The following is a 24,135-nucleotide window of genomic DNA, read 5'->3' as shown; positions in this document are numbered from 1 at the left end:
AAAACACGGCCTCCGGGGGTCATCTCGGGGGCCGTCATTTTGTGACAGTGAGGCGACAGTCCCTCAGCGATACCGCCCGCGAAACTCGCGCGGGGAGGCGCCGGTCCAGGTACGGAAGGCACGCGAAAAACTCTTCTCGTTGCGGAATCCGGCAATTTCCGCGATCCGCTTGATCGGCGTGCGGCCGCGCATCAGCTCCTGCTTGGCGAGCTCGAACTTTGCCTTTTCCTTGAGTTCGCGCAGCGAGGTGGCCTCCTCGCGCAGGCGCCGATGCATGGTACGCGTGGACAGCGCCAGCTCGCGCGCAACATCCTCGGCGCCGAGACTGCGTCCGCGCGCGTTGCGGAGCACCCGGCGCACGCGCTCGACAAGAAGCCGGTCGCGCCGATAGGGCAGCACCGTCAGCCGCAAGGCGCCTTTGAGCATGTTATCGAGGTCGGCGGCGCTGCGCGTGAGCGGCAGCGAAAGATAATGCTTGTCGAAGATGATCGCGGCGCGGTCCGCGTCGAAGCGGATATTGCGGCAGAAGATGGTCGGGTAGACCGAGACGTGGCTGGGCTGGGGGTAAGGAAATTCCGCCGCGCGCAAGGCGATCGCGGAATCGACCGCCCAGCAGGAGAAGCCGAGCACGTAGCGGAGCAGGGTCACCAGGCAGAATTCGCGTAAGCCGCCGAGATCGCGCAGCTCCCGGATGGAGACGACCGCAGTCTCCTCGCCAACTGCGAGATCGAGCACGACATCCTCGGTGAGCAGGCGGTGATGCCGGCACCAGCGCTTGAGCGCCACCTCCAGCGTCGGCGCCGTGATCGAGGCGCGGCACAGCATGCCATAGGTGCCCCATGGCAGCCGGCGCGAGAACCAGCCGAGCGCCTCGTCGTCGAGCTCGCGCATGGCATGGCCCGCCAGGGCCTCGAACTGGGCGGCCGTGATCCGCCCACCCGGAGAATTGACAAGGTCCGGCGCTACCTGACCCCGGCTCAGCGCCTCCGCCGGATCGCGGCCGTATCGTTCATAAGCGGCGACCACACCGCGGACGAAGGCGGCAGGGGTCATGGCACGGCGCGGGATCGCGGTGGCGGCTTGAAAAGGCATCGGAATTCCCTCGGAAAATCCTCGCCAAGTTTGGCGGAAAATGCAACCTTTTCGACCGCAAGAGCGCCGGGGCCCCGCTAGGTTCGGATGCCAAAATACGGAGGAATCGCCTTGAACATCCCGAGCATCGACTTCGATTTGGGCGAAGACATCGGCATGCTGCGCGACACGCTTCGCGCCTTCGTGGAGGCGGAGATCACGCCGCGCGCTGCCGACATCGAGAAGGCCAATCTATTCCCCGCAGACCTGTGGAAGCGCTTCGGCGACCTCGGCCTGCTCGGCATGACCGCGCCGGAGCAATATGGCGGGTCCAACATGGGCTATCTCGCCCATATCGTCGCCATGGAGGAGATTTCGCGCGGCTCGGCTGCCGTGGGGCTCTCCTACGGCGCCCATTCCAACCTCTGCGTCAACCAGATCCGCCGCAACGGCAACGACGCGCAGCGCCAGCGCTATCTGCCGAAGCTGATCTCCGGAGAGTATGTCGGCGCGCTCGCGATGTCCGAGCCCGGCGCCGGTTCCGACGTGGTCTCGATGAAGCTGCGTGCCGACAAGCGCGGCGATTGCTACGTGCTCAACGGCTCGAAGATGTGGATCACCAATGGCGGCGATGCCGACGTGCTCGTCGTCTACGCCAAGACCGATCCGGAGGCCGGTCCGCGCGGCATGACCGCCTTCCTCATCGAGAAAGGCTTCAAGGGGTTTACCCACGGCCAACATCTCGACAAGCTCGGCATGCGGGGCTCCAACACCTATCCCTTGTTCTTCGACGAATGCGAGGTGCCGGAGGAGAACGTGCTCGGCAAGGTGGGCGAGGGCGTCAAGGTGCTGATGTCCGGCCTCGACTATGAGCGCGCGGTGCTCTCGGGCGGCCCGCTCGGCATCATGGCGGCCTGCATGGACGCGGTGGTGCCGTACATGCACGAGCGCAAGCAGTTCGGCCAGCCGATCGGCGATTTCCAGCTGATGCAGGGCAAGCTCGCCGACATGTATTCGACCTGGCAGGCCACGCGCGCCTATGTCTACGCCGTGGGGCGCGCCTGCGACCGCGCCGACCACGCGCGCAGCTTGCGCAAGGATGCGGCTGCCGCGATTCTCTATTCCGCGGAGAAGGCGACGTGGATGGCGGGCGAGGCGATCCAGGCGCTCGGCGGGGTCGGCTACACCAGCGAATTCCCGGTCGGACGTCTGTGGCGCGACGCCAAACTCTACGAGATCGGCGCCGGCACCTCGGAGGTTCGCCGCATGCTGATCGGCCGCGAGCTGATGGCCGAGACGGCTTAAAGCGTTCACCTCATTGGAATCACCATGCCGCTTCATTCCAGCATCGATCCGTCCTCATCAGACTTTGCGCGCAACTCCGAGGCCATGCGCAACCTCGTCGCGGACTTGCGCGAAAAGCTCAGCCAGGTCGCCGGCGGCGGCGGTGAGGCCTCGCGCAATCGCCACACAGCACGCGGCAAGATGCTGGCGCGCGAGCGCGTCGACCTGCTGGTCGACCCCGGGACGTCATTCCTGGAGCTGTCGCCGCTCGCGGCCTATGGCCTCTATGGCGGCGACGTGCATTCGGCGAGCGTCGTCACGGGAGTGGGGCGCATCTCGGGCCGCGAATGCGTGATCGTCGCCAACGACGCCACCATCAAGGGCGGCACCTATTATCCAATGACCGTGAAGAAGCATCTGCGCGCGCAGGACATCGCGCGGCAAAACAACCTTCCCTGCGTCTACATGGTCGATTCCGGCGGCGCCTTCCTGCCGCTCCAGGACGAGATCTTTCCGGACGAGCGGCATTTCGGCCGCATCTTCTACAACCAGGCGCAGATGTCCTCACAGGGGATTCCGCAGATCGCGATCGTGATGGGCTCCTGCACCGCCGGCGGCGCCTACGTCCCGGCGATGTCGGACGAGAGCATCATCGTCCGCAACCAGGGCACCATCTTCCTCGGCGGCCCGCCGCTGGTGAAGGCCGCGACCGGCGAAGTCGTCAGCGCTGAAGAACTCGGCGGCGCCGACGTGCACTCGCGCCAGTCGGGCGTGACCGATCACTACGCCCAGAACGATGCGCACGCGATCGGCATCGCGCGGCGTATCGTCGGCACGCTGAAGCCACCGACGCGACCGAACCTCAATATGCATGCGCCGCGCGAGCCGCTGTTTGCGGCCGAGGAAATCTATGGCGTCGTCCCCGTCGATGGCCGCAAACCGTTCGACGTGCGCGATATCATCGCCCGCATCGTCGACGGCTCCGAGTTCGACGAGTTCAAGAAGCTCTACGGCACGACGCTGGTGTGCGGCTTCGCGCACATCTGGGGCTTTCCGGTCGGCATCATTGCCAACAACGGCATTCTCTTCAGCGAGAGCTCGCTCAAGGGCGCGCATTTCATCGAGCTGTGCTGCCAGCGCGGCATTCCGCTGGTATTCCTGCAGAACATCACGGGCTTCATGGTCGGCAAGAAGTACGAGGCCGGTGGCATCGCGCGCGACGGCGCCAAGCTGGTGACGGCGGTTGCGACCGCCTCGGTGCCGAAATTCACTGTCGTGATCGGCGGCTCCTACGGGGCCGGCAATTACGGCATGTGCGGCCGCGCCTACGCGCCGCGCTTCCTCTGGATGTGGCCGAATGCGCGCATCTCGGTGATGGGCGGCGAACAGGCCTCGATGGTGCTGAGCCAGGTCCGGCGCGACAATATCGAGGCCAAGGGCGATAGTTGGTCGAAGGAAGAGGAAGAGAAATTCCGCAGCCCCATTCGTGCGCAATATGAGAGCCAGGGGCATCCCTATTACGCGACCGCGCGTCTGTGGGACGACGGCGTGATCGATCCGGCCGACACGCGGCTGGTGCTCGGCCTTGGCCTCTCGGCAGCGTCGAATGCGCCGATCGAACCGACGAAATTCGGCCTGTTCAGGATGTGATGCGATGGACCGCTCAAAGCTCTACCGGCGATTTCGCACGCTCCTGATCGCCAACCGCGGCGAGATCGCCTGCCGCGTCATCCGCACTGCGCGGGCGATGGGGCTGCGCACGGTCGCGGTCTATTCCGAGGCCGACCGCGACGCGATGCATGTCGCGCTCGCGGACGAGGCCGTGCTGCTCGGGCCGGCGCGAGCCCGCGACAGCTATCTCAGTGTCGAGCGGCTGATCGAGGCCGCGCGCAAGACCGGAGCGGAAGCTGTGCACCCCGGCTACGGTTTCCTGTCGGAGAATGCCGAATTCGCGCGGGCCTGCTTCGATGCGGGGCTGGTCTTCGTCGGCCCGACCGCCGGGATGATGACGGCGATGGGCTCGAAGTCCGGCTCAAAGGAGTTGATGGAAAAGGCCGGCGTGCCGCTGGTGCCCGGCTATCACGGCGCAGCCCAGGACGAGGCGACGCTTGCGAAGGCCGCCGAGAGGATTGGCTTCCCCATTTTGGTGAAGGCGTCGGCCGGCGGCGGCGGCCGCGGCATGCGCATCGTGCGTTCGGCTGCCGAACTTGAGACCGCGATCGTCAGCGCCAAGCGCGAGGCCAAGGCTGCGTTCGGTGACGATCGCATGCTGATCGAGAAATACGTCGACAATCCCAGGCATATCGAGGTGCAGGTGATCGGCGACAGCCACGGCAATCTGCTCTCGCTGTTCGAGCGCGAATGCACGCTCCAGCGCCGGCATCAGAAGGTGATCGAGGAGGCGCCGTCGCCGACGCTCAATCCTGCCCAGCGCGAGACCGTCTGCGCCGCCGCGCGAAAGGCGGCGGGCGCGGTGAATTATGTCGGCGCTGGCACCATCGAGTTCGTCTCCGACGGCAAGGACGTGTTCTTCATCGAGATGAACACGCGCCTCCAGGTCGAGCATCCCGTGACCGAGCTGATCACCGGCATCGACCTCGTCGAATGGCAGCTGCGCGTCGCCTTCGGCGAAGCGCTGCCTTTGAAGCAGGACGAGATCAGGCTCAACGGCCATGCGATCGAGGCGCGCGTCTACGCCGAGAACCCGACCAAGAACTTCATGCCGTCGGTCGGAAAGATCTCGACCTGGCGTTTGCCGGCGGAGACCGGGGGCTTGCGCATCGATGCCGGCTATCGCGAGGGCGACAGCGTATCGCCCTATTACGATGCGATGCTCGCAAAAATGATCGCGTGGGCGCCGACGCGGGACGTCGCGATCGAGCGGCTGAACCGGGGGCTGGAGGAATCCGACGTCCGCGGCATCGTCACCAACATTCCATTCCTGTCGGCGCTGATGACGCATCCAAAAGTGCGGACGAATGCGGTCGACACCGGGTTCATCGAGCGCGAACTGGCGGTCCTGACGCAGGCCGCACCGGCCCCCGGCGAACTCGAGCTGTGCGCCGCCGTGGCCGCTGTTATCAACGAGGAGCAACAGGCCTCACGCGCGCAGGCGAATTCGCCCTGGCAGACCTTCGGCTGGCAGCCGGTCGGCCGCCGCCAGCGCAGTTTTGCCTTCCGCGTCGGCCACGGGGCGGAGCAGAAGATTACGCTGAACTACGGCAGTGGCCCCTCGACGCTGCTGATCGGCGAACGCGAGCTGGCGTTCACGATTGCGCAGCACGACGGCGGATTCGATCTGACGCTTGATGGCTTGAAATCTTCCGTTGCGGCCGTGATCGACGGCCATGAGCTGTATTTGCGCACGCGTAACGGCCGCTTCGACCTGCACTGGGTTGATCCGTTCGGCGGCGAGAGCGAGGAACATGCCGGCGAGGACAAGATCGCGGCGCCGTTGCCGGGCACCGTCGTCGCCGTGCTGGCCGAGGAGGGCGCCGAGCTCGACAAGGGCGCGCCGATCCTCACCCTCGAAGTGATGAAGATGGAGCAGACGCTGCGGGCGCCCTATGCGGGCGTGCTGAAGTCCATCAAATGCAAGGTCGGCGACATCGTGCAGGAGGGCGTCGAGCTCGCCGTGGTCGAGCCTTCGGGAGAGTGAGATGAGCGATCAAGTCCGCATCATCGAAATGGGACCGCGCGACGGGCTCCAGAACGAGAAGACGCCCGTCAGCGTCGAGGCCCGTATTGCCTTCATCGAGGCGCTGGTAGGGGCCGGCCTCAGTACCGTCGAGGTCGGCGCCTTCGTCTCGCCCAAAGCGATCCCGCAGATGGCGAGCCCGGACGCCGTGCTGCGCGGCGTCAGTCACGTGACGGATGCCGAATTCCATGTGCTGGTGCCGAACGAGAAGGGCTATGACGCCGCCAGCGCCGCGGGCGCGCAGGTCGTCTCGGTGTTTGCGGCAGCCTCGGAGGGCTTTTCGCGCGCCAACATCAATTGCACGGTCGCGGAGTCCATCGAGCGGTTCAAGCCCGTGCTCGCGCGCGCCAAGGCCGACGGCGTTAGGGTGCGCGGCTATATCTCCTGCGTGCTCGGCTGCCCGTTCGACGGCGAGATCAAGCCGAAGGCAGTCGCTGATCTCGCCAACACGCTATGGGAGCTCGGCTGCTACGAGATCTCGCTCGGCGACACCATCGGCGTTGGCACGCCTGATAAAGCGAAGCAGATGCTGCGCGCGGTAGCCGCCAACCTCCCGCCCGCAAATCTGGCGATGCATTTCCACGACACTTACGGCCAGGCGCTCGCCAACCTCTATGCGGGGATGGAGGAGGGCGTCCGTGTGATCGACGCCGCCGCTGGCGGCCTCGGCGGCTGCCCCTACGCGCCCGGCGCGACCGGCAATGTCGCAACCGAGGACGTCGTCTACATGCTCGAAGGCATGGGCATCAGGACCGGCGTCGATATGGACAAGCTGCTGGCGGCGACCAACGAGATGAGCGGCGTGCTGGGCAAGCCGCCGGTGAGCCGCGTGGCATCCGCGCTGAACGCCAAGCGGAAGCGCGCTGTTTCCTAGTCCTCGTCATTGCGAGCGTAGCGAAGCAATCCAGCGTCCCTCCGTGGAAAAATTCTGGATTGCTTCGTCGCAAGAGCTCCTCGCAATGACGACGGAGAGAGCTTTCGCCTAAGCCGCCTTCAGGCCCACATCCGGCAGGCGCGGCCGGTTCTTCAGCGCCTTGGCCATCATGGCCTCAATCTCGGCCTTCTCCTGCGGCAGCAGTGCCAGGCGAGGCGGGCGCGTCAGTGCCGTGCCGCGGCCCATGATGTGCTCGCACAGCTTGATGCACTGGACGAGGTCCGGGCGTGCGTCCAGGTGCAATAGCGGCATGAACCATTCGTAGAGCGGCATCGCCTCCGCGAAGCGCCCCGCCTTGGCGAGGCGGAACAGCGTCTCGCCCTCGCGAGGGAAGGCATTCGACATGCCGGAGACCCAGCCCACGGCGCCCATGGCGACGCTCTCGACGATGACGTCGTCGAGGCCTGCGAACAACACGAAGCGGTCGCCGACCATGTTCCTTGTGTCGATGAAGCGCCGGGTGTCGCCGGAGGAATCCTTGAAGCAGACGACGGTTTCGACGTCGGCGAGCGAGACCAGGATGTCCGGGGTGACGTCGTTCTTGTAGATCGGCGGATTGTTGTAGAGCATCACGGGCAGGTCGGTCGCGGAGGCGACGGCGCGGAAATGCGCGGCGGTCTCGTGCGGCTTGGAGGAATAGACCAGGGCCGGCATCACCATCACACCGTCGATGCCGACGCGCGCGGCTTCCTTGGCAGTCTCGACCGCAAACGCCGTGGTGAATTCGGCGATGCCGCACAACACGGGCACGCGGCCGGCCGCAACCGACTTCGCGGCCTCCATGATCGCGACCTTCTCCTTGCGCTCCAGCGAAGTGTTCTCGCCGACCGAGCCGCAGACGATCAGGCCGGAGACGCCGTCGCGGATCAGGCCATCCATGACCTTGGCGGTCGCATCGATATTGAGCGACAGGTCGTCATTGAATTGCGTGGTAACGGCCGGGAAGACGCCTTCCCAGGAAACGCGGCGGCTCATGATTTCACTCCAGGTAAATTTGCAAGGTAGATTGCGCCGGCGGGGGGCTGGATCCGCCGGGTGTTGTGAAGAGGATGACGGCTAAGATCAGAGTGTCGCGCCGACCTTGCGCAGTTCGGCGAGAACAGGGGCCTTGGGCAGCCAGATCTTGTCGAACTCGGCAATGACGGCCTCGGTGTCCTTGGCATCGACTTGGCGGATCGGGATCGGCGCGTTCTTGAAGTTTTCGATCAGCGCTGGCTCATTGCCGGCGAGCTCGTCGATCTGCACATCCAGCGTCGACCTGATCGTCTTGGTGATCAGCTCGCGGTCGGCTGCGGGCAGCGACTGCCAGACCCGACCCGAGACGACCGCCGCCATCGGCATGAAGACGGCATTCATCTGGAGGATCACCTTCGACACCTTGTCGAAGCGCTGGTTCCAGGAGAATTCGAGATCGGCCTCGAGGCCGTCGACCTGGCCGTTGGCCATGGCGTCGAACACCTGCGGCGTCGGGATCGGCGTCGGCGCTGCGCCCAGCGAGGAATAGAAATCGCGATAGACTGGCGTCGGATTGATGCGCAGTTTCATGCCGCGTACGTCGGCCAGCGTGTTCAGATCCTTTGACGAGAACACCGCGCGCATGCCGGTGATGCCCCAACCGAGCCCGATCGTGCCGGTCTCCTGCGGCAGCACCTCGAACAGCTTCACCGCCGCCGGATGCCGCACGAATTTCGCGACCGCAGGCGTCGAGCGGACGATGTAGGGCGCGTTGATCGCCGCGATGTGCGGCACGCGCGAGCCGAGCTCGGCGGCCTGGATGAAGCCCATGTCGAGCGCGCCGGACTGCAATTGCTGCATCATCGCCGGCTCATTGCCGAGCTGGCCGGAGTGGAACACGCTTACGGTCAGGCGGCCGCTGGAAGCGGCCTTGAGATCGTCGCCGAACTTGAGCGCGGCCTTGTTCCAGGAATGGCCGTTGGGCGTGATCAGGCCGAGGCGGAATTCCTTGGCCTGGGCGAGCGCCAGCGACGGCGCGAACACCGATGCGGCGGCACTGGCGGCGAGAAAGCGGCGGCGTGAAAGCGGCATGGTCGGGCTCCTTTTTGATGGGCCTATTTGACGAGGATCAGCGAGAGCGACGGGTAGAGCGAGAGCAGCACGAGGAGGACGCAGGCGATGACAAAGAAGGGCAGCGTCACCATGAACATCTTGCCGGGCTTGGCACCGGTGACGGCGGCCGCGACGAAGAAGCAGAGCCCGACCGGCGGCGACAGCAAGCCGAGCACGAGGTTGATCACCACCACGACACCGAAATGCCGGGGATCGATGTGATAGACGTCGGTCGCCACCGGCAGCAGGATCGGCACCGTCATGATCAGGCCGGGAATGCCGTCGATCACCGTCCCGATCACCAGCAGGATGACGTTGCAGATCAGCATGAAGCTGACCGGGTCCTTGGCGGCCGTCTGGATCCAGGCGGCGGTCTCCTGCGGCACCTTGCCGAAGATCAGGACCCAGGAGAACACCGCCGCGGCCGCTACCAGGAACAGCACGATCGCCGAATAGATGGCGCTGCGCAGCATCATCTGCGGCAGCTGGGAAAACTCGAACTCCTTGGTCCAGAATTTTCCGACCAGTGCTGCTGCGACGGCCCCGACGGCGGCGGATTCGGTCGCGTTGGCGAGACCGCCGAGAATGGTGCCGACGATGACGATCGGGATCAGCAGTGTCGGAGACGTCCGCAGGATCGTCATGATGCGCTGACGCGGCGTCTGATAATCCGCGCGCGGATAGTTGTAGACGTAGCCCATCAGCGCGATGACGAGGCAGAACATCACCGTGAGGATGACGCCCGGCACGATACCGGCGATCAGCATGTCGCTGACCGAGACCTGCGCCAGCACGCTGTAGACCACGAACATCACCGAGGGCGGGATGATCGGCCCGAGCATGCCGCCATAAGCGGTCAGCCCCGCGGCGAAGGTCTTGTCGTAGCCCTTCTTCTCCATCTCCGGCACCATGATCTGGGCCATGATCGCGACCTGCGCGGTCGCAGAGCCCAGGATCGAGGAGATGAACATATTGGCGAGGATGTTGACGTAGGCGAGCCCGCCCTTGAACGAGCCGACGAATGCCATCGCCATGTCGACGATGCGCCTTGTGATGCCGCCGCCGTTCATGATCTCGCCGATCAGGATGAAGAGCGGAATGGCGATCAGGCCGTAGCTGTCGACGCCGCCGAACAGCTGGAGCGGGTAGGATTGGAACAGCACCGGGTTGCCGGATGCGGCGATGTAGACGAGGCCGGCGAGGCACAGGCAGAGGCCGATCGGCACGCCGACCAGCATGAACGCCATGAAGGCCGCTGACGTGATCATCAGTTGACCCCGTCCAGCTCGGAGAGCTGAAAGCCCTTAGGTGTGACGCGCGGGACCAGCCCGAGATCTTCCAGCAAATTGGCGAGCCCGTGAATGGTCATCGACACCGCGAAGATCGGCAGCGTCAGATAGAGCACCCAGGTCGGCCAGTTCAGCGTCTGGGTGTGCTCGGTGTATAGGAAGTTGAAGGTTTCGGCCGCGAGCTTACGCCCGTCGAAGCCGGCGCGGGCGAGACCTACCGGGTCCATCCAGAGCACGCAGGTGACGATCAAGGCGGCGCCAAACACGACGACGAGGCCGGTCGAGATCACCTTGGCGAGCTTCTGGTGCTGCGGCGAAAGCCGCTCCGTCAGCATGGTCACCGCGAAATCGAGCCGCAGCCGCGTCATAGCGGAGGCGCCGATGAAGGTCAGCCAGACCACGCAATAGACCGCGGATTCGTCGATCCAGTAGATCGGGAAATGCGAGTAGCGGGTGACGACGTTCACCAGGATCAATCCGGTGAGCAGGTACATCAGGCCCATCAGCGCGAGGCGCTCGACCGCGAGCAGGGCGCTAGACGCGCGGACAATGAAGCGTCGAACGCTGAATGCGCGTGTGGCCGGCATCGTCTGCTCGATCATGGAGGCCCCAACCCCGAGATTTGTCGTGCTATCGCCAAATGTATAATTTATACATTTGGAGTGTCAAACGGAGATTGCGGTCATTTCGGCGGCAGTCCGCGCTCTTGCTGGGCACCGGCTTTTGCTGGGCCCTTCAACATGCAAGAGAGGGACCGCTTCGGCCGGATGAGTCGCGAAGGAAGACAGAAGGTGAGATGAAACAGCCTCTGAAGCATCGCACGCTCTCGGCTGCGATCGTCGACCAGCTCAGGCAGGCGATCCTCGACGGCACATATCCGGCGGGATCGCAGCTGCGGCAGGATGCGCTTGGCGATGCCTATGGCGTCAGCCGTATTCCCGTTCGCGAGGCGCTATTCCAGCTCGAAGCCGAGGGGCTGGTGCGCATCGTGCCGCAAAAGGGCGCCATCGTCTCCGAGCTGTCACTGGATGAGATCAACGATGTGTTCGACCTGCGCCGGATCCTGGAGCCGCGCCTTCTGGCGCAGTCCGCGCCGCGTTTCACCGCTGATGATTTCGACGGGCTTGCCGACATCCACCGGAGCTTCGAGAAGGCGATCAAGGCGAGGAACGTCAGCGAATGGGGGCAACTCAACGCCGACTTCCACATGGCGCTCTACGTTCATGCCCCGCAGCCGCGCACGCGCGCGATCGTGCTATCACTGCTCCAGACCAGTGATCGCTACACGCGTCTCCAGCTCTCCAACACCAAGGCGATGGGGATCGCCGAGAAGGAGCACGCCGAGTTGATCGCGCTGTGCCGTGCGCAGAAGATCGAGGAGGCCTGCCGCTTCCTGGAGCGGCACATCGAGGCCGTGCGCAAGGATCTGTTGCAGGTGGTGGCGATCGCGCCGAAGCAACGCCGGAAGGAGAATTCGTAGGGTGGGCAAAAGGCGCATTTGCGCCGTGCCCACCATCTGTCCGCAGTCGCATTCACGAGTGGTGGGCACGCTTCCGCCTTCGCTCTTCGAGCTACGGCGGACAAGCCGCTTTGCCCGCCCTACGGCAATTGCGATTGTCTCTACCTGCTCCCGTCCGGCCCCATCACCAGATCGGGCAGCCAGGTCGATATCTCCGGCACGAAGCAGAGCAGCAGCACCGCGGCCATCATCAAGAGCACGAAGGGCAGCGTGCCCCAGATCACCTCGCTCAGGGAAATGTCGGGCGCGACGTTGCGGATGACGAAGATGTTGAGGCCCACCGGTGGATGGATCAGCCCCATCTCCATCACGATGGTCATGACCACGCCGAACCAGATAATGTCGAAATTGGCGGCGCGGAGCGGCGGCAGGATGATCGGCGCCGTCATCAGGATGATCGAGACCGGCGGCAGGAAGAAGCCGAGCACCACGACCATGACGAGGATCGCGAACAGCAGCTCCCAGCGCGGCAGGTGCATCGCGACGATGGATTCGGCGACCGATTGCGAGATGTGCAGATAGCTCATCACGTAGGAATAGAGCAGCGACATGCCGATGATCATCATCAGCATGGTCGATTCCCGGATCGTCGACCGCATGATCGGAGCAAGATCGCTCGGCCGCCACACGCTGTAGATCGCCGCGATCAGCGCCAGCGCCAGGAGGCCGCCGAGGCCGGCGGTTTCCGACGGCGTGGCGTAGCCGCCATAGAGCGCGATCATGACGCCGGTGAGCAGCAGCACGAAGGGAATGACGCGCGGCAGCACGCTGAAGCGTTCAGCGAGCGTATACTCGTCGCGCGTGAGGATCGCGGCCTGCGGTCCGCCGTTCTTGTAGATCGCTTCGGCCGCCTTGTATTCCCGGCGGAAGCGGATCACGGCATAGGCGCCGAACAGGGTGACCAGCAAGAGGCCGGGCCCAATGCCGGCGAGGAATAGCCGCCCCAGTGACTTTTCGGCGGCGACCGCGAACAGGATCATGGTGATCGAGGGCGGCAGCAGGATGCCAAGCGTGCCGCCGGCAGCGATGATGCCGGCAGCAAAGCCGCCGGAATAGCCGCGCTTGCGCATCTCGGGGATACCGGCCGAGCCGATTGCCGAGCAGGTCGCAGGCGAAGAGCCCGCCATCGCCGCAAACAGCGCGCAGGCGAACACGTTGGCGACGCCAAGTCCGCCGGGCACGCGATGCAGCCAGGCATGCAGCGCCGAATAGAGATCCTGGCCGGCGCGCGACTTGCCGATCGCGGCACCCTTGAGGATGAAGAGCGGGATCGACAAGAGCGTGATCGAAGCCATTTCCTCGTAGACGTTCTGCGTCACCGTATCGAGCGAAGCGGCGGGCATGTAGATGCCCATGAACACGACTGCGACCGCGCCAAGCGCGAACGCAATCGGCATGCCCGAAAACATCACGAGCAGCGTCGCGATGCCGTAGGCGAGGCCGATACCGAAAACGCTCATGGACGCTTGGCTCCTGCGAAAGGCAGCGCAAGCTGCACGATGATCTGGACGCAAAGTAGGCTCATGCCGAGCGCCATCAGCGAATAGGGGATAGCGAGCGGCGGCGACCACATCGAGTTCGAGACCTGACCGTCGACATAGGCTTCATGGGCCAGCGTCCAGGACTTCCAGGTGAAGAAGGCGCAGAACAGGAACGTTGCGGCGTCAACCAGCCAGAGGCGGACCTTGTTCGCGAACGGCGAGAGCAGGCCGACGAAGGCCTCGATGCCGATGTGGCCGCGGTTCTGCTGCACGTAGGCCGCCGTCATGAAGGTCGCGCCGACCAGCAGGAACACCGCGGCCTCGTCCTGCCAGTAATTGGCGGCCTTGAACAGAGCGCGGCTCAGCACGCTGTAGCTCAGGATCGTACACGCCGCGACCAATGCGACCGCGGCGAACACAATGATGATGCTGTTGAGGACGGCGAGACCGCGATCGATCGCTGCCGCAAGGCCTGTCCTTGCGGCAGCGTTCGGCAGGTCATCACGATCCGGAAGCGGACCGTGGCTCATGCCGCGACGTCGGTGGCGAGCTTGAGCAGGTTCGCAGCGGTCGCGGTCTTGGCGCTGTAGTCCTTCCAGGCGGTGTCACGGGCGATGTCGCGCCACTTGCCGACCGTCGCCGCATCGAGCACCGAGACCTTGGCGCCGGCCTTCTCATAGACCTTGGCGACCTCGATGTCGTCGTCCTGCGCGCCCTTGCGGCCGAAGGCCTCGAGCTCTGTGCCGACCGCGAGCAGGATGTCCTGATGGTTCTTCGGCAGCTTGTCGAAGATCGCCTTCGACATCATCAGCGGCTCGAGCATGAACCAGTAGGAGGCACCCGCGCCTGAGGTCAGCGACTTCGCGACCTCTTCGAGACGGAACGAGATCAAGCTGGTCGAGGAGGTGATGCCGGCATCGCAGGCGCCGGTCTGCATCGCCGCGTAGATTTCGTTCGAAGGTACCGAGAGCACCGAGGCGCCCGCGGTCTGGAGCACCATGTCCATCTCGCGCGAGCCGCCGCGCACTTTCATGCCCTTGGCGTCTTCCGGCGCGACGATCGGTTTGGAGCGGCTGGCGACGCCGCCGGCCTGCCAGACCCAGGTGAGCAGGATGATGCCCTTGTCGGCGAGGAAGTCGGTCAGCGCCTTGCCGACCGGCTCCTTCTTCCAGCGCAGGCCCTGGTCATAGGTGGTCACGAGGCCCGGCATCAGGCCGATATTGGTCTCCGGCAGCTCGCCGCCGGCATAGGGCATCGGATAGAGGCTGATGTCGAGCGCGCCCTTGCGCATCGCGGAGAATTGCGCGTTGGTCTTGATCAGCGAGGAGTTCGGATAGATTTCAGCGGCGATGTCGCCACTGCTGCGCTTGGCGACTTCGGCGGCGAACATTCGGCAGAGCCGGTCGCGGAAATCGCCCTTGTCGATGGTGCCACCCGGGAACTGGTGCGATATCTTCAGCGTGGTGGCGGCCTGCGCCGTACCGGTGCCGAAACGAAGAATGGCGGGTGCGGCGACGGCAGTCGCGATCAGATGGCGGCGCGTAAGCATGTGTGATCCCCTTGGACGTTCTTGTTTGGTGATTTGGGTCGGGTCTGGTCTTTGAGACCGGCGCGTAGGCCCATCCTAGCCGGTCTTTCACCCGATGATCTCTCATCTGATAGTTCGAGACCGAATGTCGCGGCAAGTGCCGGTCGTGCTGCGCTGCACACTTCCGATCCGCGCGGGACGACGCCAGCCAAAGGATGGCACGGGACCGCAGAAATTTATCGGCGAGCGCGTAACAACGCTGCGTGGCAATCCGTCGAGACAGGATAGCGGCATCCGTCGCTGACAAACACCATCTCGAAGGGAAGACTGCTCATGACCATTCGCACCCGCATCGTGCTCGGCGTTTCGGCTGCCGCTCTGTCGCTTGGTCTCGCACTGTCGCCGGCCGCCTTTGCTCAGGACAAGATGGGCAAGGACGACGGCATGATGAAGAAGGACACGATGTCCAAAGACGGCATGAAGAAGGATACGATGTCCAAGGATGACGGCATGAAGAAGGATCACATGTCGAAGGACGGAATGAAGAAAGACGACGGGATGATGAAGAAGAATTGATCCCCGTCCTCGTCGCACAACGCTCGCCTGAGACGAGCCGCGCGATTTCGAATTCCGGGTGCGGCCCCCACGGACCGCCCCGGAGTGGTTCAATTTCAATTGAACGTTACTTTTGAGCGTTACTTGCGCTTGGCCTTGCGGGCCGCGTAGCGGGCATCGCGCTTGGCCTTCTGCTCGGCTTCCAGGGCTGCCTGCCTTTCGGCGGCTTCCTGGGCCTCGCGTGCAATTCGCGCGGCCTCGGCGGCCTTGGCTTCTTCCTCGAGGCGCTTCTGCTCGGCCTTTTCGGCTTCGCGCGCAGCCTTTGCCTCGGCACGCTTGGCCGCGAGGGCCTCGCGCTCGGCGCGGCGTGCCGCAACGGCCGGATCATCGGGACCCGGCTGCGACTTGAACTTGTTCAAAAGATTTTTGCGGGCGTCCTGTGCCGCCTTTTGCCGGTCTGCGAAGCCGGGTTCCCTGAATCCACTCATTACGAGCCTTGTCTTCCTCGCTTTCAATCCTACATCAGTGCCTGTTGGTACGTCGGCTGGGCATAGCAGGCGCCACGCGACGCAGAAGCGTGTACATCGGCGCGCGTCGCGAAGCCACCCATAATCGCAGCCGACCAGGTCAACGAAAAATCGCCAGCCCCGACGATCTCGTAGCCCGGAAAAACTGCCGAATTGTGATGTCCCTCATAAGGGAGCATGCGGCGCGGCGCCTAGCGTCCGCCCCAACGAGACGGAGCACGGGCATGACGATCTTCCGACCGAGCCTGAAGGCGCTCGCAGCGGCCTTCGTGGTGGCAGCGCTGGCCGGCGCCGCGTTGCTGCTAGCCCGTCCGCAGCCGATCGAGAGCGCCGTTCTCGGTGCGGATTGGGAATGCACCCAAACGGCGTTCGTGCTCACAACCTGTGCACCACGGGTCCAGGAGGCAATTCCGGCCGTCGAGACCTCGCGCAAGGATGCGATCCGGCAGACCCGGGGCTGAGCGTGAGAGGCTGACCGGGATGTGACGGGCTGCCGCAGAGGTGATAAAGCCAGTCCGGTTGCGCAATCAGGTAGCCATGCCCAAGCCTGAACCGGGCCAGAAGCCCAAATCCCCTAGAAGACCTCCACCCCCTGACAGCCGCCGCGGCGCGATTGCCGGCTTGATCATCGCGCTTCTGATCCTCGGCGTCGGCTGGTGGCTTGCCCGCGACCTCACGTCGGCAAGCAAGATGCAGGACTGCCTGATGTCGGGGCGGACCAATTGCAATGTGATCGAGCCGGCGCGCTAGGAGCGGTCCAGCGCGACCCTCTGCCGCCCTTTGGGGTCGAAAAATTGGCCTGATCTTAATCATTTGTAACGGGACTTAGCCGATCAAGCAGGTCAGTTATGTCGGCCGGCATCAGCCCAGCGTGAGGCGAATCGTCTATCGCGCCAGGGACCACGGCAATCGAGAGTAGGGGGTCAAGCACGCATGACTGCGTCCAGCCGCATGAAGATCATCATTCCCTTGGTTTCGGCCATGTCGTTGCTCGCGCTGTCGGCGCAGGCGCAGGAGGCCAGACCGCCGAAGGAGGCCGGCCAACTGCCGGCAAGGCCGAGCGCAGGCGCGCCGCCCCAGACCAATCAGAACATGCGCAATGGTCCTCCGCCGCAGCAGGCGGCCCGGCCCGCGCTGCAGCCCCATGCCGGTCCCGGTCCGCGCAACGCCGGCGGTCCGCCGCCGGGACGTTATGCGCGCGGTCCCGCTCCGGCGCGCGATTGGGGCGGACACGCCTATCGCGGCAATCTCGCCTGGGACGGCGGGCGCTGGCGTCACGAAGTCCGCAACGGTCGATCCGGCTGGTGGTGGGACGTTGGCGGCGTCTGGTATTATTATCCGCAGCGGATGGCGGGCCCGCCGGCCTACATTTCAGAGGACTACATCGACGATGAGCCGGTGGCCTATGCCCCACCTCCGGTCGCATATGCGCCGCCACCTCCGCCTCCGCAGCCGGCCGATCCCGGCGCAAGCGCACTGGGCGGCGCCATCGTCGGTGGCGTGCTGGGTGGCCTGCTCTCGGGCAACGCAACGGGAGCTGCCGCAGGCGCGGTTCTCGGCGGGGCGACGGGAGCAATTGCCGGCGCTACGGCCGCATCTCAGCCCGGTTATTACTGGGCGCAGGACACTTGCTATTACCGCTATCCGAACGGCCAGTATGTGCAGGCCGATCCCCGCGCGTGCTATTGAGCTTTCCAAGCTGGATCTGAAGCAGCAGAGGCGGGCCGAGGCCCGCCTCTTTTTTTACGCGCCGGCGATGGCTTCAAATTAGCGCTGGCGCTCGTTGCCGCCTCGCGCAAGTCTCAAAAGAAAAACGTCGGGATGATTCGCGGGGGATGTGGGACATGCTGGATGCCATCCAGATCAGCGTGGCGTTGTGGGCCATCATCGTTTGCGGCGGGATCGCAGATGCTGCCCCATTTGTTCTAGCGCACGGCCCCTGTCGCTCGCTCGCGGCAGGCTCGGCGCCTTGCGCGTCAAGACACCAGCCAGTTGAAGAACGCCATCGCGGCCCAGACCAAGCCGCCGATCCAGGCCAGCATCACGATGGTGATCGTGCCGAGATAGGCGATGCCGAGCAGGTCAGACCTTTGTCGTTGCGTCGGGACGACCACTTCGGCTGCTGCTTTGTGTGTCATGACCTGAACACCACCGTGGAGCGTTGGAGCGCTGTTTAGCGGAGATACGGGGTGCAGGCTGTGACGCAGTTCACAGACCCTCAAACGAGCCTTGGATGCCGAGGAAAGTACCCCGCAATCATACGGGCGAAATTGCCATGCGCTTGTCCAGATCGGCCGGTTATAGGGTCAGCCTCATGTGCAGCAAGTACGATCCACAGCACGAGGCCGAGGCCGCGATGAGGCGGGCCGCAGCGTCCGAAGGCGCCGATCGGCAACGCCTGATCCAGCTGGCCCTGGCCTGGCACCAGCTCGCCCGCGATCGGCGTGAGGAGCGGACGGACTAGCCGCATTGCGGCCGGCAGCCTCATTCGCGACGAGAAAAACCCCGTGCTCGGGGGACAAGCACGGGGTCCTTCAAAGCCGACCGGGGCTGGTAGGTCGGCACCACCTTATTTCGCCACATCCAACGTGCCGGTGGTGGTCTCGTTCCACGACGCGCAGCATTTTTCACAAGGATTTAGCCCGCTTCATCCTGAACAGGATCGACCGCATGATGCTGCGCGGGCGGCAGCGCCAACTGCTGCCGTCAAACGCCGCGATCGATGCCTCCCGGCTGCGGCCTGTGCTCGTGACGCTCGATGCATGTTTGATAGGCGGCCGGACGATGCGTCTGGTCGCTTCCACGCGCCCAGGCCCGAACGGCGAAGGCCAGTTGATGGTGACCGACTGCGGCGTCCGTAAGAGAAGCTTGTACCACTTCAAGGCGCTTTGCGATGCCGCCCGGGCTCACATCCACGGCAGCGTCAATCGCCAAAAACGCCATGGCGGTGGCGGCAACCCCGGATGTGATGGCCATTCTTGTCCAATCGGATGGCGGCATCACAATATCCTTCGACAGCTCTTTTGCATGCCGGATAGGTAGGGCTCTTCGGGCCGCCGCACAGGTCTGCGCACGCTTTCTTGAAGTGTGCGAAGATTAGAAGGCCCCTCGAATCGGCGAGGCTCGAAGCGGCTCTGTGAACTAAGAAAAAGCCCCCGAGGGGGCTTATTTTCTTATGCCGCTTCCGTCTTCGGCACGGCGTCGGCATTCACCGACAGTTTGACGACGTCGCCCTCGACGGCGCCGACATATTTCATGTCGATATAGTGATGATGGTCCTTGTGACCCTCGGGGCTGTCCTTCCGGGTCAGCTTGATGCGGTTGCCCTCGACGCGGTCGACGGTGCCGACATGGGCACCGTCCTTGCCAATGATTTTCATGTGCTCTCTGATATTAGCCATGATGACCTCCTTGCACAGTCTTTAACTGCGAAGAGGGGCCTTCGTTGCAGACCGCGCGGGCAGATGCTGGACCCAACGTAGGGCCCGGACGTTGACGTTGCAGATGGCACCTGTCCAAGATCCGCATGGAGACGCTTGCAGCCTATCTGGAACGAAAGCATCAGGAACTCAGGCTGTTGAATGATTGTCTGAGGAACCGGCTCGATTTGGCACGTCCGCGATCCGTCGACGAGGTCGTCAGGTCCAAATTCCAGATCACTGCGGCGCTGAGGGCGGAGCATGAGTTGCATGAGTGGAAGGCGACGGAGACGGCCTGGTCGCATACGGCCTATCCTGCCAGCGGACCGTTCGAGTTCAGTTACGACTACCAGCGCGCCGATCTCAGGGTACGCGGTCCTTCGTTCTATGAGCTCGAGTGCGGCTGCACGAGCACGGCGATCTACACCGCGTCAGGCATGGCAGCGCTCTCCGCCGTGCTCCTTGCCACCGCGCAGATCGTCGACAAGGCTGACATTATCGTGCTCCCAGGCTCCTACGGCGAGACGCTGGAGCTGATCCGGAGCTTTATCTCTCATCTGCAGCTCGTAGACTTGAAGCTTCCGCTAGGCGATGGGTTTGCCAGGGCGAATTCTCCGCGCATGCTTCTGCTGGATTCCTGCTCCTTTGCCGGCGCTTTCGAGGCCGCGCTGCGTAGTGATGGCTCGGGGCTCGATCTCCTGGTTTTCGACACGACCTGTTTCGCCGGCAGATCGGGTCGCATCAGGCGAGTCCTGCGGTGGGCCCGGCGATACGGAATTCCGCTGGTGCTGGTGCGAAGCCACAACAAGCTCGATTCGCTCGGAGCGGAATATGGCCGGCTCGGCTCGGCGGTTTTCGTGCACGGCAATGAGCACGAGCAGCGGGCGGGGCGCCTTGACTGCAAAGCGCTCGCCGCCGAAACGCGTAACGCGGTGCGGCTGCTCGGCGGCGCGGCGTTGCCGGCACACTTCCCGCCCTTTGCGGGCAGTGCGACCTATTGGGCTCTGACGAAAAGGCGCGTTGCAGCGATCTTGCGCAACGGACGAAGCACGGCACGATATTTTGCCGCAAAGCTCCCGGCGCTCTCGGCAGAGCTCCATTTCACCCACGGCCTCTACGTGACGCTTCGAGGCAGGCGCCGGCTCGACGAGGCGAGGGCGCGACAGGCCGCCGAAGACATGAGCAACGAACTGCACGGCGAGGGCTTTCCCATCCGTCACGCCGGCAGCTTTGGTTTCGACTTCGCCGCGACCGAGTGGTTTCACGATGCGACCACGGACCAGTATAGCGTCCGGGTGGCGGTCCCGGATTTGCCGACAGAGCTGTGGAATAATCTGGCCGCGGCCATCGCCCGGTGGTGGACGATGCATCAGGCTGAGGTTGGAAGATGAACGCGGCTGGCGATCCCGGCAGAACGGGCATAACAGCCAAAATCAACGCTCGCGCCGTACAAGATCCTCGACCAGTTCTCGCAAGCCCGCGGGACCCTCACGACCTTGAAATATACGCTGCTCCGGCGTGAGGGGCGCGAGCTGACGGTGCTCAAACATCTGCCGACCGATCGCAAGCAGCGCTTCGAGCTGCACTGTCTCGCGCACGAAGCACTCGACCAGATGCCGCAGCACACTCAGTTGGTCGCCGCGCACAAGACCATCACCGGGCTCGTCATGACCAAGCCGAACACCAGAGAGCTGTCCTGGTTCATCGGAGCGATGCTCGACGGTCTCAGCATCCGGGCCGGCGACGACACAGACGGCTCTGCGGTTTCTCCAACGCGACAATATCGGTGATTTCCTTGGCTGCGTCGTCCGGCAATCCAGCCTTTGCAAGCTCACTCACCATCGAGACGGTGTCGCCGGCCGTGATTGCAAGGGTCACTTGAGCGCCATCTGTTGGACGGACGCGCGTCACGGTTTTTTTCTAGCGCACCAGCACTGCTATCGCGGCAATAAAACCGAGGACCAGAAGGGTGCCGGCCGCGAGGGCAACCAAATCGACCGAAGGGGTATGGAGGTGAAGGCGCATTGTTGCCTCCTACGCAGTAACGCCATGATTCAATCGGCAATCGCCAAAACAGTTCCTCTCGGACGGCGGGACGCGGCATCCAGCAATGTCCGAGTTTGCGGAACTTATAATTGATGCGCGATTGAAACGCGCACCGCCGCTCGTTGGTTGGAGGGTAATCGAAACTGTTCTCGGAGATCCCCATGACCGACGAGGATATGCTCGTCCTGGCCGGATTGGCCGGCTTCGCCTGGTGGACATACGTCTTTCTGCCTCTGGTCTATTTCTATCCGGCTTAGCCTTCGGCTCGGCTGGCACGAAGACGCCGGCGGTCATCCAGTCGTTACCGATCCGGTTGACCTGGCATTTCTTGGCCAAGCGGCTCGCAAAGCTGTTGCGGCTCTGAGTGCTGTCATTCAGGCGCACCATGTGCCGGCCGCCGATATCGGAGAAATCCTTCACCTTACCCATGGCATTCGACTCGCCAACGCCTCCGAGAGGGTTGCCTTTCGTCTCGAGGCCTTCATGGTGACGCCGATCGACGGCGGAATGGCGCGCCATGCCCGGGAGCTGGTCAAGGATCTAATCGACTTCCTCGACAGCTTGGAGGCCGATCCGGACCTTGAGCCATCGTGCGGCGTGGCTTATGGCCAGCCGCCCGGCGCCGACGAATGCGAGCCGCCGGAGGATGCCGAGCCGTCCTTGGGCAGTTTCGATCGCATCATAGATCAGGCCCACGCGTGGCGGTCGTCTGGCTATAACGACCTTGAGCAGAACGACTGTGACCGGGAGGACGATGATCCGGAAGAGGCCAAGCAGCAGTCCCCGGAGATGTGCCCATGCGCCTGATGCCGGAAGAGCGCCGCTGAGGATCTGTCCCACTCGTCCTAAAACAAGACGCTGCCGGGCTCGAAATACATGTCCCGGCAGCGTTTCATTCTCAAACTGAGCACTGAAATCCCAGTTGGTTTCGACTGTGCAATGGCCATGCCACAGGTGTGTGACACGTGCCCGCCGGTTCACGCTGGCGGGCCACCCAGGCGTACTGGCCTAGACGGCGCATCCACGTCGGCGAATGCGCGTTTATTCGAGAACCTCATATTCGAACGCTACGTCCTCGGGGTCGTTTTCCTCGAACCATTTCTCTGCGGCATCCTGGTTAGCGAACACCTTAATGTGGTCCTTATCGCCAGCCTGCTTGCCGGTGTTGACGTATACGAAGACTGTTGGTCCGCCGCTCTCGGCTACCAGGATCAGCGCTTCCACGGCTGCTTGCCATTCCGGCGCGTCGTGCTCGGCCTTCGGAAGCCCTGCGATGTACTCACCGGCGTCGCGCAACGTCACCAGCTTGCGGCCGCCCACCTTAATCGGATCCTCGAAAGGCCGCCCCCAGCCTTGTGCAACCATGTCTATCCCCCAGCCCGGCAGGCTAGAGGGTAAGCGTGGCCGAGCGCAAGATAAGGGAAGTCGGCTCTTCGCGCGCACTTCTGGGAGCTGTATGCTGCAGCTTTGACAGTGTGCCGTCGTGGCGCCGACGTTCCCGCCTTATCTCCGAGGCCTACGACCGCACGGTTGTGGAGGAGAGCAAAATGCGCGTGTTGTCGGTGGCGTTCTTCGCGTTGGCCTCGCTGGCCCAAGCTCATGCACAAGAGAAGATCAAGACGCCTGAGTCGGCGTGCAGCTACACGACAAGCCGCGGGGATACGTACACAGTGCCCGGCGGTAAGGCTCTTTGCTGGCGCGTGCCAGCGCCTTCTTATAAGGAATACACGCTGCTCCACTGTGACGGGCCGATGTTCCGGGAGCTTGTCCGGGTGAAGCGAAGCGATCCTCGCTGCGACAAATACGAAGAGCGGCAATAGGTCTCGGCTAGACCAGGACGCCGCACAGCCCCGTCTCGCGCATCTGGCCGAAGCTGATCTTGAGCGGCCGGCCGTCTGCGAGCGTAGGCGTGTGACGTTTGATCGGGCGAGGCATGCCGCCATCAAAGCGGCATCGTAAGTACCTCGCAAATTATCGATTCCTAGCGGCTCGGAATGCGCGCGAGCTACAGGCTGTCGTGGGTGTGGACAACGGCTATGCGCGTGGCTTGTTGTCGATGCACAACGTGACCGCCAGCGTAACGGCCAGCAAGATCCAGCCGACGATATCGACAGCACTCATTGCTTCCCCCATGTCGTGAACAGAAGGCGAAAGGGCGGTGTTGCGCCCGTGTTGCGTGGAGCAGTTGGGAATGCCGCGTATCGCGTTGAAATTGCCGCAAGCGACAGAGAACGCCGCGCAACACGAAAGGGCTCGCAGAACAGAGCCGATACGCGCGTAAGATTCTGAATTGTCAGGTAAAAGGCTGGCGATCCCGGCAGGACTCGAACCTGCAACCCGCGGAGTAGAAATCCGCTACTCTATCCAGTTGAGCTACGGGACCGTCTTCGGCCGCCCCGGTTCGGGGGCTGGCTGTTCATCTACCATGCCAATATGAAAAATCTGGCGTTTCGCCAAGTCTGAACCGAACCGTTTTCCTCAGAGCCGCGACAAAGCGGAACGGTGGGGTGTCAGGGTGCCGGGTTGAGCGGCAGTGTACTGGACGATGGATCACATCGCCGGGAGCGCTGGCTAGCTTCCGGGACACGGCCACCGGTCGACTGGTCTGGTATTGCTGCGCCATCAGGACGGCGTGCGCGGCGGTATCTTGATCGGTCTCCTCTGGGCTTGCCTTGTCATGGCGAATGCGACGATTTGCACCTTTGGTTCCATCGCCTT

General features: G+C 63.8%; 27 protein-coding genes and 1 tRNA gene. 14 read left to right on the top strand and 14 right to left on the bottom strand.

The features are described 5' to 3' along the window. Positions 1 to 63 precede the first annotated feature (63 nt). Positions 64 to 1,092 (bottom strand): AraC family transcriptional regulator, encoded by a 1,029-nt coding sequence (locus XH85_RS25310; RefSeq protein WP_128933977.1) that lies wholly within the window; start codon positions 1,090 to 1,092, stop codon positions 64 to 66. An 87-nt stretch (positions 1,093 to 1,179) separates the two neighbouring features. On the opposite strand from XH85_RS25310, the gene XH85_RS25305 reads away from it, so the two are divergent. The 4 genes from XH85_RS25305 to XH85_RS25290 are packed head-to-tail and all read left to right on the top strand — an operon-like array spanning position 1,180 to position 6,926. Next, on the top strand, positions 1,180 to 2,376 hold the full coding sequence (locus XH85_RS25305) for an isovaleryl-CoA dehydrogenase (RefSeq protein WP_276484339.1): 1,197 nt from the start codon (positions 1,180 to 1,182) through the stop codon (positions 2,374 to 2,376). A gap of 24 nt (positions 2,377 to 2,400) precedes the next feature. Continuing rightward, a complete protein-coding gene (locus XH85_RS25300; protein WP_128933976.1) occupies positions 2,401 to 4,005 on the top strand; it encodes a carboxyl transferase domain-containing protein in 1,605 nt (534 codons plus the stop codon). 4 nt (positions 4,006 to 4,009) lie between these two features. Next, positions 4,010 to 6,013, top strand: coding sequence for an acetyl/propionyl/methylcrotonyl-CoA carboxylase subunit alpha (locus XH85_RS25295; RefSeq protein WP_164940835.1), 2,004 nt, complete (start codon positions 4,010 to 4,012; stop codon positions 6,011 to 6,013). Position 6,014: 1 nt separating this feature from the next. After that, a complete protein-coding gene (locus XH85_RS25290; RefSeq protein WP_128933974.1) occupies positions 6,015 to 6,926 on the top strand; it encodes a hydroxymethylglutaryl-CoA lyase in 912 nt (303 codons plus the stop codon). Between the two features lie 108 nt (positions 6,927 to 7,034). On the opposite strand, the gene XH85_RS25285 is transcribed toward XH85_RS25290, so the two are convergent. From XH85_RS25285 to XH85_RS25270, 4 genes are all read right to left on the bottom strand, one after another. After that, positions 7,035 to 7,961 carry a dihydrodipicolinate synthase family protein gene (locus tag XH85_RS25285; protein WP_128933973.1) on the bottom strand — a complete coding sequence of 309 codons (927 nt, stop codon included), beginning with the start codon at positions 7,959 to 7,961 and terminating at the stop codon, positions 7,035 to 7,037. An 87-nt stretch (positions 7,962 to 8,048) separates the two neighbouring features. Continuing rightward, entirely contained in the window at positions 8,049 to 9,032 is a 984-nt protein-coding gene (locus XH85_RS25280; RefSeq protein WP_128933972.1) for a TRAP transporter substrate-binding protein, read from the bottom strand. A gap of 23 nt (positions 9,033 to 9,055) precedes the next feature. Next, a complete protein-coding gene (locus tag XH85_RS25275; protein WP_128933971.1) occupies positions 9,056 to 10,321 on the bottom strand; it encodes a TRAP transporter large permease in 1,266 nt (421 codons plus the stop codon). Next, positions 10,321 to 10,929 carry a TRAP transporter small permease gene (locus XH85_RS25270; protein ID WP_128937415.1) on the bottom strand — a complete coding sequence of 203 codons (609 nt, stop codon included), beginning with the start codon at positions 10,927 to 10,929 and terminating at the stop codon, positions 10,321 to 10,323. The genes XH85_RS25275 and XH85_RS25270 overlap by 1 nt, the downstream gene beginning before the upstream one ends. Before the next feature lie 209 nt (positions 10,930 to 11,138). Between XH85_RS25270 and XH85_RS25265 the strand changes: the two genes are divergently transcribed. Then, positions 11,139 to 11,822, top strand: a complete 684-nt coding sequence (locus XH85_RS25265; protein ID WP_128933970.1) for a GntR family transcriptional regulator — start codon at positions 11,139 to 11,141, stop codon at positions 11,820 to 11,822. A gap of 140 nt (positions 11,823 to 11,962) precedes the next feature. On the opposite strand, the gene XH85_RS25260 is transcribed toward XH85_RS25265, so the two are convergent. The 3 genes from XH85_RS25260 to XH85_RS25250 are packed head-to-tail and all read right to left on the bottom strand — an operon-like array spanning position 11,963 to position 14,891. Continuing rightward, a complete protein-coding gene (locus tag XH85_RS25260) occupies positions 11,963 to 13,321 on the bottom strand; it encodes a TRAP transporter large permease (RefSeq protein WP_128933969.1) in 1,359 nt (452 codons plus the stop codon). Next, positions 13,318 to 13,872 (bottom strand): TRAP transporter small permease, encoded by a 555-nt coding sequence (locus XH85_RS25255; protein WP_128933968.1) that lies wholly within the window; start codon positions 13,870 to 13,872, stop codon positions 13,318 to 13,320. Before XH85_RS25255 ends, XH85_RS25260 begins: the two co-directional genes overlap by 4 nt. Beyond that, complete coding sequence (locus tag XH85_RS25250) at positions 13,869 to 14,891, bottom strand: TRAP transporter substrate-binding protein (RefSeq protein ID WP_128933967.1); 1,023 nt, start codon at positions 14,889 to 14,891, stop codon at positions 13,869 to 13,871. The genes XH85_RS25255 and XH85_RS25250 overlap by 4 nt, the downstream gene beginning before the upstream one ends. Before the next feature lie 312 nt (positions 14,892 to 15,203). Here XH85_RS25250 and XH85_RS25245 point away from each other — a divergent pair, with 312 nt between their 5' ends. Beyond that, positions 15,204 to 15,446: a pentapeptide MXKDX repeat protein gene (locus XH85_RS25245; RefSeq protein ID WP_028150975.1), complete on the top strand. Its 243-nt coding sequence runs from the start codon at positions 15,204 to 15,206 to the stop codon at positions 15,444 to 15,446. 119 nt (positions 15,447 to 15,565) lie between these two features. On the opposite strand, the gene XH85_RS25240 is transcribed toward XH85_RS25245, so the two are convergent. Continuing rightward, the gene (locus XH85_RS25240; RefSeq protein ID WP_091894872.1) at positions 15,566 to 15,913 is read right to left on the bottom strand and encodes a DUF6481 family protein; all 348 of its coding nucleotides are present in this window, start codon (positions 15,911 to 15,913) and stop codon (positions 15,566 to 15,568) included. 263 nt (positions 15,914 to 16,176) lie between these two features. Here XH85_RS25240 and XH85_RS25235 point away from each other — a divergent pair, with 263 nt between their 5' ends. From XH85_RS25235 to XH85_RS25225, 3 genes are all read left to right on the top strand, one after another. Beyond that, positions 16,177 to 16,413 (top strand): hypothetical protein, encoded by a 237-nt coding sequence (locus XH85_RS25235; RefSeq protein ID WP_164935010.1) that lies wholly within the window; start codon positions 16,177 to 16,179, stop codon positions 16,411 to 16,413. A 76-nt stretch (positions 16,414 to 16,489) separates the two neighbouring features. Next, positions 16,490 to 16,702 (top strand): hypothetical protein, encoded by a 213-nt coding sequence (locus XH85_RS25230; RefSeq protein ID WP_128933965.1) that lies wholly within the window; start codon positions 16,490 to 16,492, stop codon positions 16,700 to 16,702. A 183-nt stretch (positions 16,703 to 16,885) separates the two neighbouring features. Then, positions 16,886 to 17,641 (top strand): hypothetical protein, encoded by a 756-nt coding sequence (locus tag XH85_RS25225; protein WP_128933964.1) that lies wholly within the window; start codon positions 16,886 to 16,888, stop codon positions 17,639 to 17,641. A 287-nt stretch (positions 17,642 to 17,928) separates the two neighbouring features. Here XH85_RS25225 and XH85_RS45325 read toward each other — a convergent pair whose 3' ends face one another. Then, on the bottom strand, positions 17,929 to 18,090 hold the full coding sequence (locus tag XH85_RS45325) for a hypothetical protein (RefSeq protein ID WP_164935011.1): 162 nt from the start codon (positions 18,088 to 18,090) through the stop codon (positions 17,929 to 17,931). 137 nt (positions 18,091 to 18,227) lie between these two features. On the opposite strand from XH85_RS45325, the gene XH85_RS25220 reads away from it, so the two are divergent. Further along, entirely contained in the window at positions 18,228 to 18,416 is a 189-nt protein-coding gene (locus XH85_RS25220) for a hypothetical protein (RefSeq protein ID WP_091894863.1), read from the top strand. 242 nt (positions 18,417 to 18,658) lie between these two features. Here the strand turns inward: XH85_RS25220 and XH85_RS46860 are convergent, their stop codons facing one another. Further along, positions 18,659 to 18,928, bottom strand: coding sequence for a hypothetical protein (locus XH85_RS46860; protein WP_245473792.1), 270 nt, complete (start codon positions 18,926 to 18,928; stop codon positions 18,659 to 18,661). Between the two features lie 197 nt (positions 18,929 to 19,125). Further along, positions 19,126 to 19,353 (bottom strand): DUF2171 domain-containing protein, encoded by a 228-nt coding sequence (locus tag XH85_RS25210; RefSeq protein WP_128933962.1) that lies wholly within the window; start codon positions 19,351 to 19,353, stop codon positions 19,126 to 19,128. Between the two features lie 125 nt (positions 19,354 to 19,478). On the opposite strand from XH85_RS25210, the gene XH85_RS25205 reads away from it, so the two are divergent. The 3 genes from XH85_RS25205 to XH85_RS25195 all read left to right on the top strand — a co-directional run bounded on the left by XH85_RS25205 (position 19,479) and on the right by XH85_RS25195 (position 22,224). After that, the gene (locus XH85_RS25205) at positions 19,479 to 20,762 is read left to right on the top strand and encodes a hypothetical protein (RefSeq protein ID WP_128933961.1); all 1,284 of its coding nucleotides are present in this window, start codon (positions 19,479 to 19,481) and stop codon (positions 20,760 to 20,762) included. A gap of 105 nt (positions 20,763 to 20,867) precedes the next feature. Continuing rightward, positions 20,868 to 21,161, top strand: coding sequence for a hypothetical protein (locus XH85_RS25200; protein WP_128933960.1), 294 nt, complete (start codon positions 20,868 to 20,870; stop codon positions 21,159 to 21,161). A 643-nt stretch (positions 21,162 to 21,804) separates the two neighbouring features. Next, positions 21,805 to 22,224, top strand: a complete 420-nt coding sequence (locus XH85_RS25195; protein WP_128933959.1) for a hypothetical protein — start codon at positions 21,805 to 21,807, stop codon at positions 22,222 to 22,224. Positions 22,225 to 22,458: 234 nt separating this feature from the next. Here XH85_RS25195 and XH85_RS46855 read toward each other — a convergent pair whose 3' ends face one another. Further along, positions 22,459 to 22,782 (bottom strand): hypothetical protein, encoded by a 324-nt coding sequence (locus XH85_RS46855; protein WP_245473791.1) that lies wholly within the window; start codon positions 22,780 to 22,782, stop codon positions 22,459 to 22,461. Positions 22,783 to 22,964: 182 nt separating this feature from the next. Here XH85_RS46855 and XH85_RS25185 point away from each other — a divergent pair, with 182 nt between their 5' ends. After that, complete coding sequence (locus tag XH85_RS25185; protein ID WP_128933958.1) at positions 22,965 to 23,237, top strand: hypothetical protein; 273 nt, start codon at positions 22,965 to 22,967, stop codon at positions 23,235 to 23,237. Between the two features lie 486 nt (positions 23,238 to 23,723). On the opposite strand, the gene XH85_RS25180 is transcribed toward XH85_RS25185, so the two are convergent. Beyond that, positions 23,724 to 23,800 (bottom strand) — tRNA-Arg (locus tag XH85_RS25180). Positions 23,801 to 24,135 lie beyond the last annotated feature (335 nt).

This window comes from Bradyrhizobium zhanjiangense (assembly GCF_004114935.1).
In the GTDB taxonomy this organism is placed as follows: Bacteria; Pseudomonadota; Alphaproteobacteria; order Rhizobiales; family Xanthobacteraceae; genus Bradyrhizobium; species Bradyrhizobium zhanjiangense.
The sequence above is the reverse complement of the archived record's forward strand: the minus strand, read 5'-3'. Positions and strand labels throughout refer to the sequence as shown.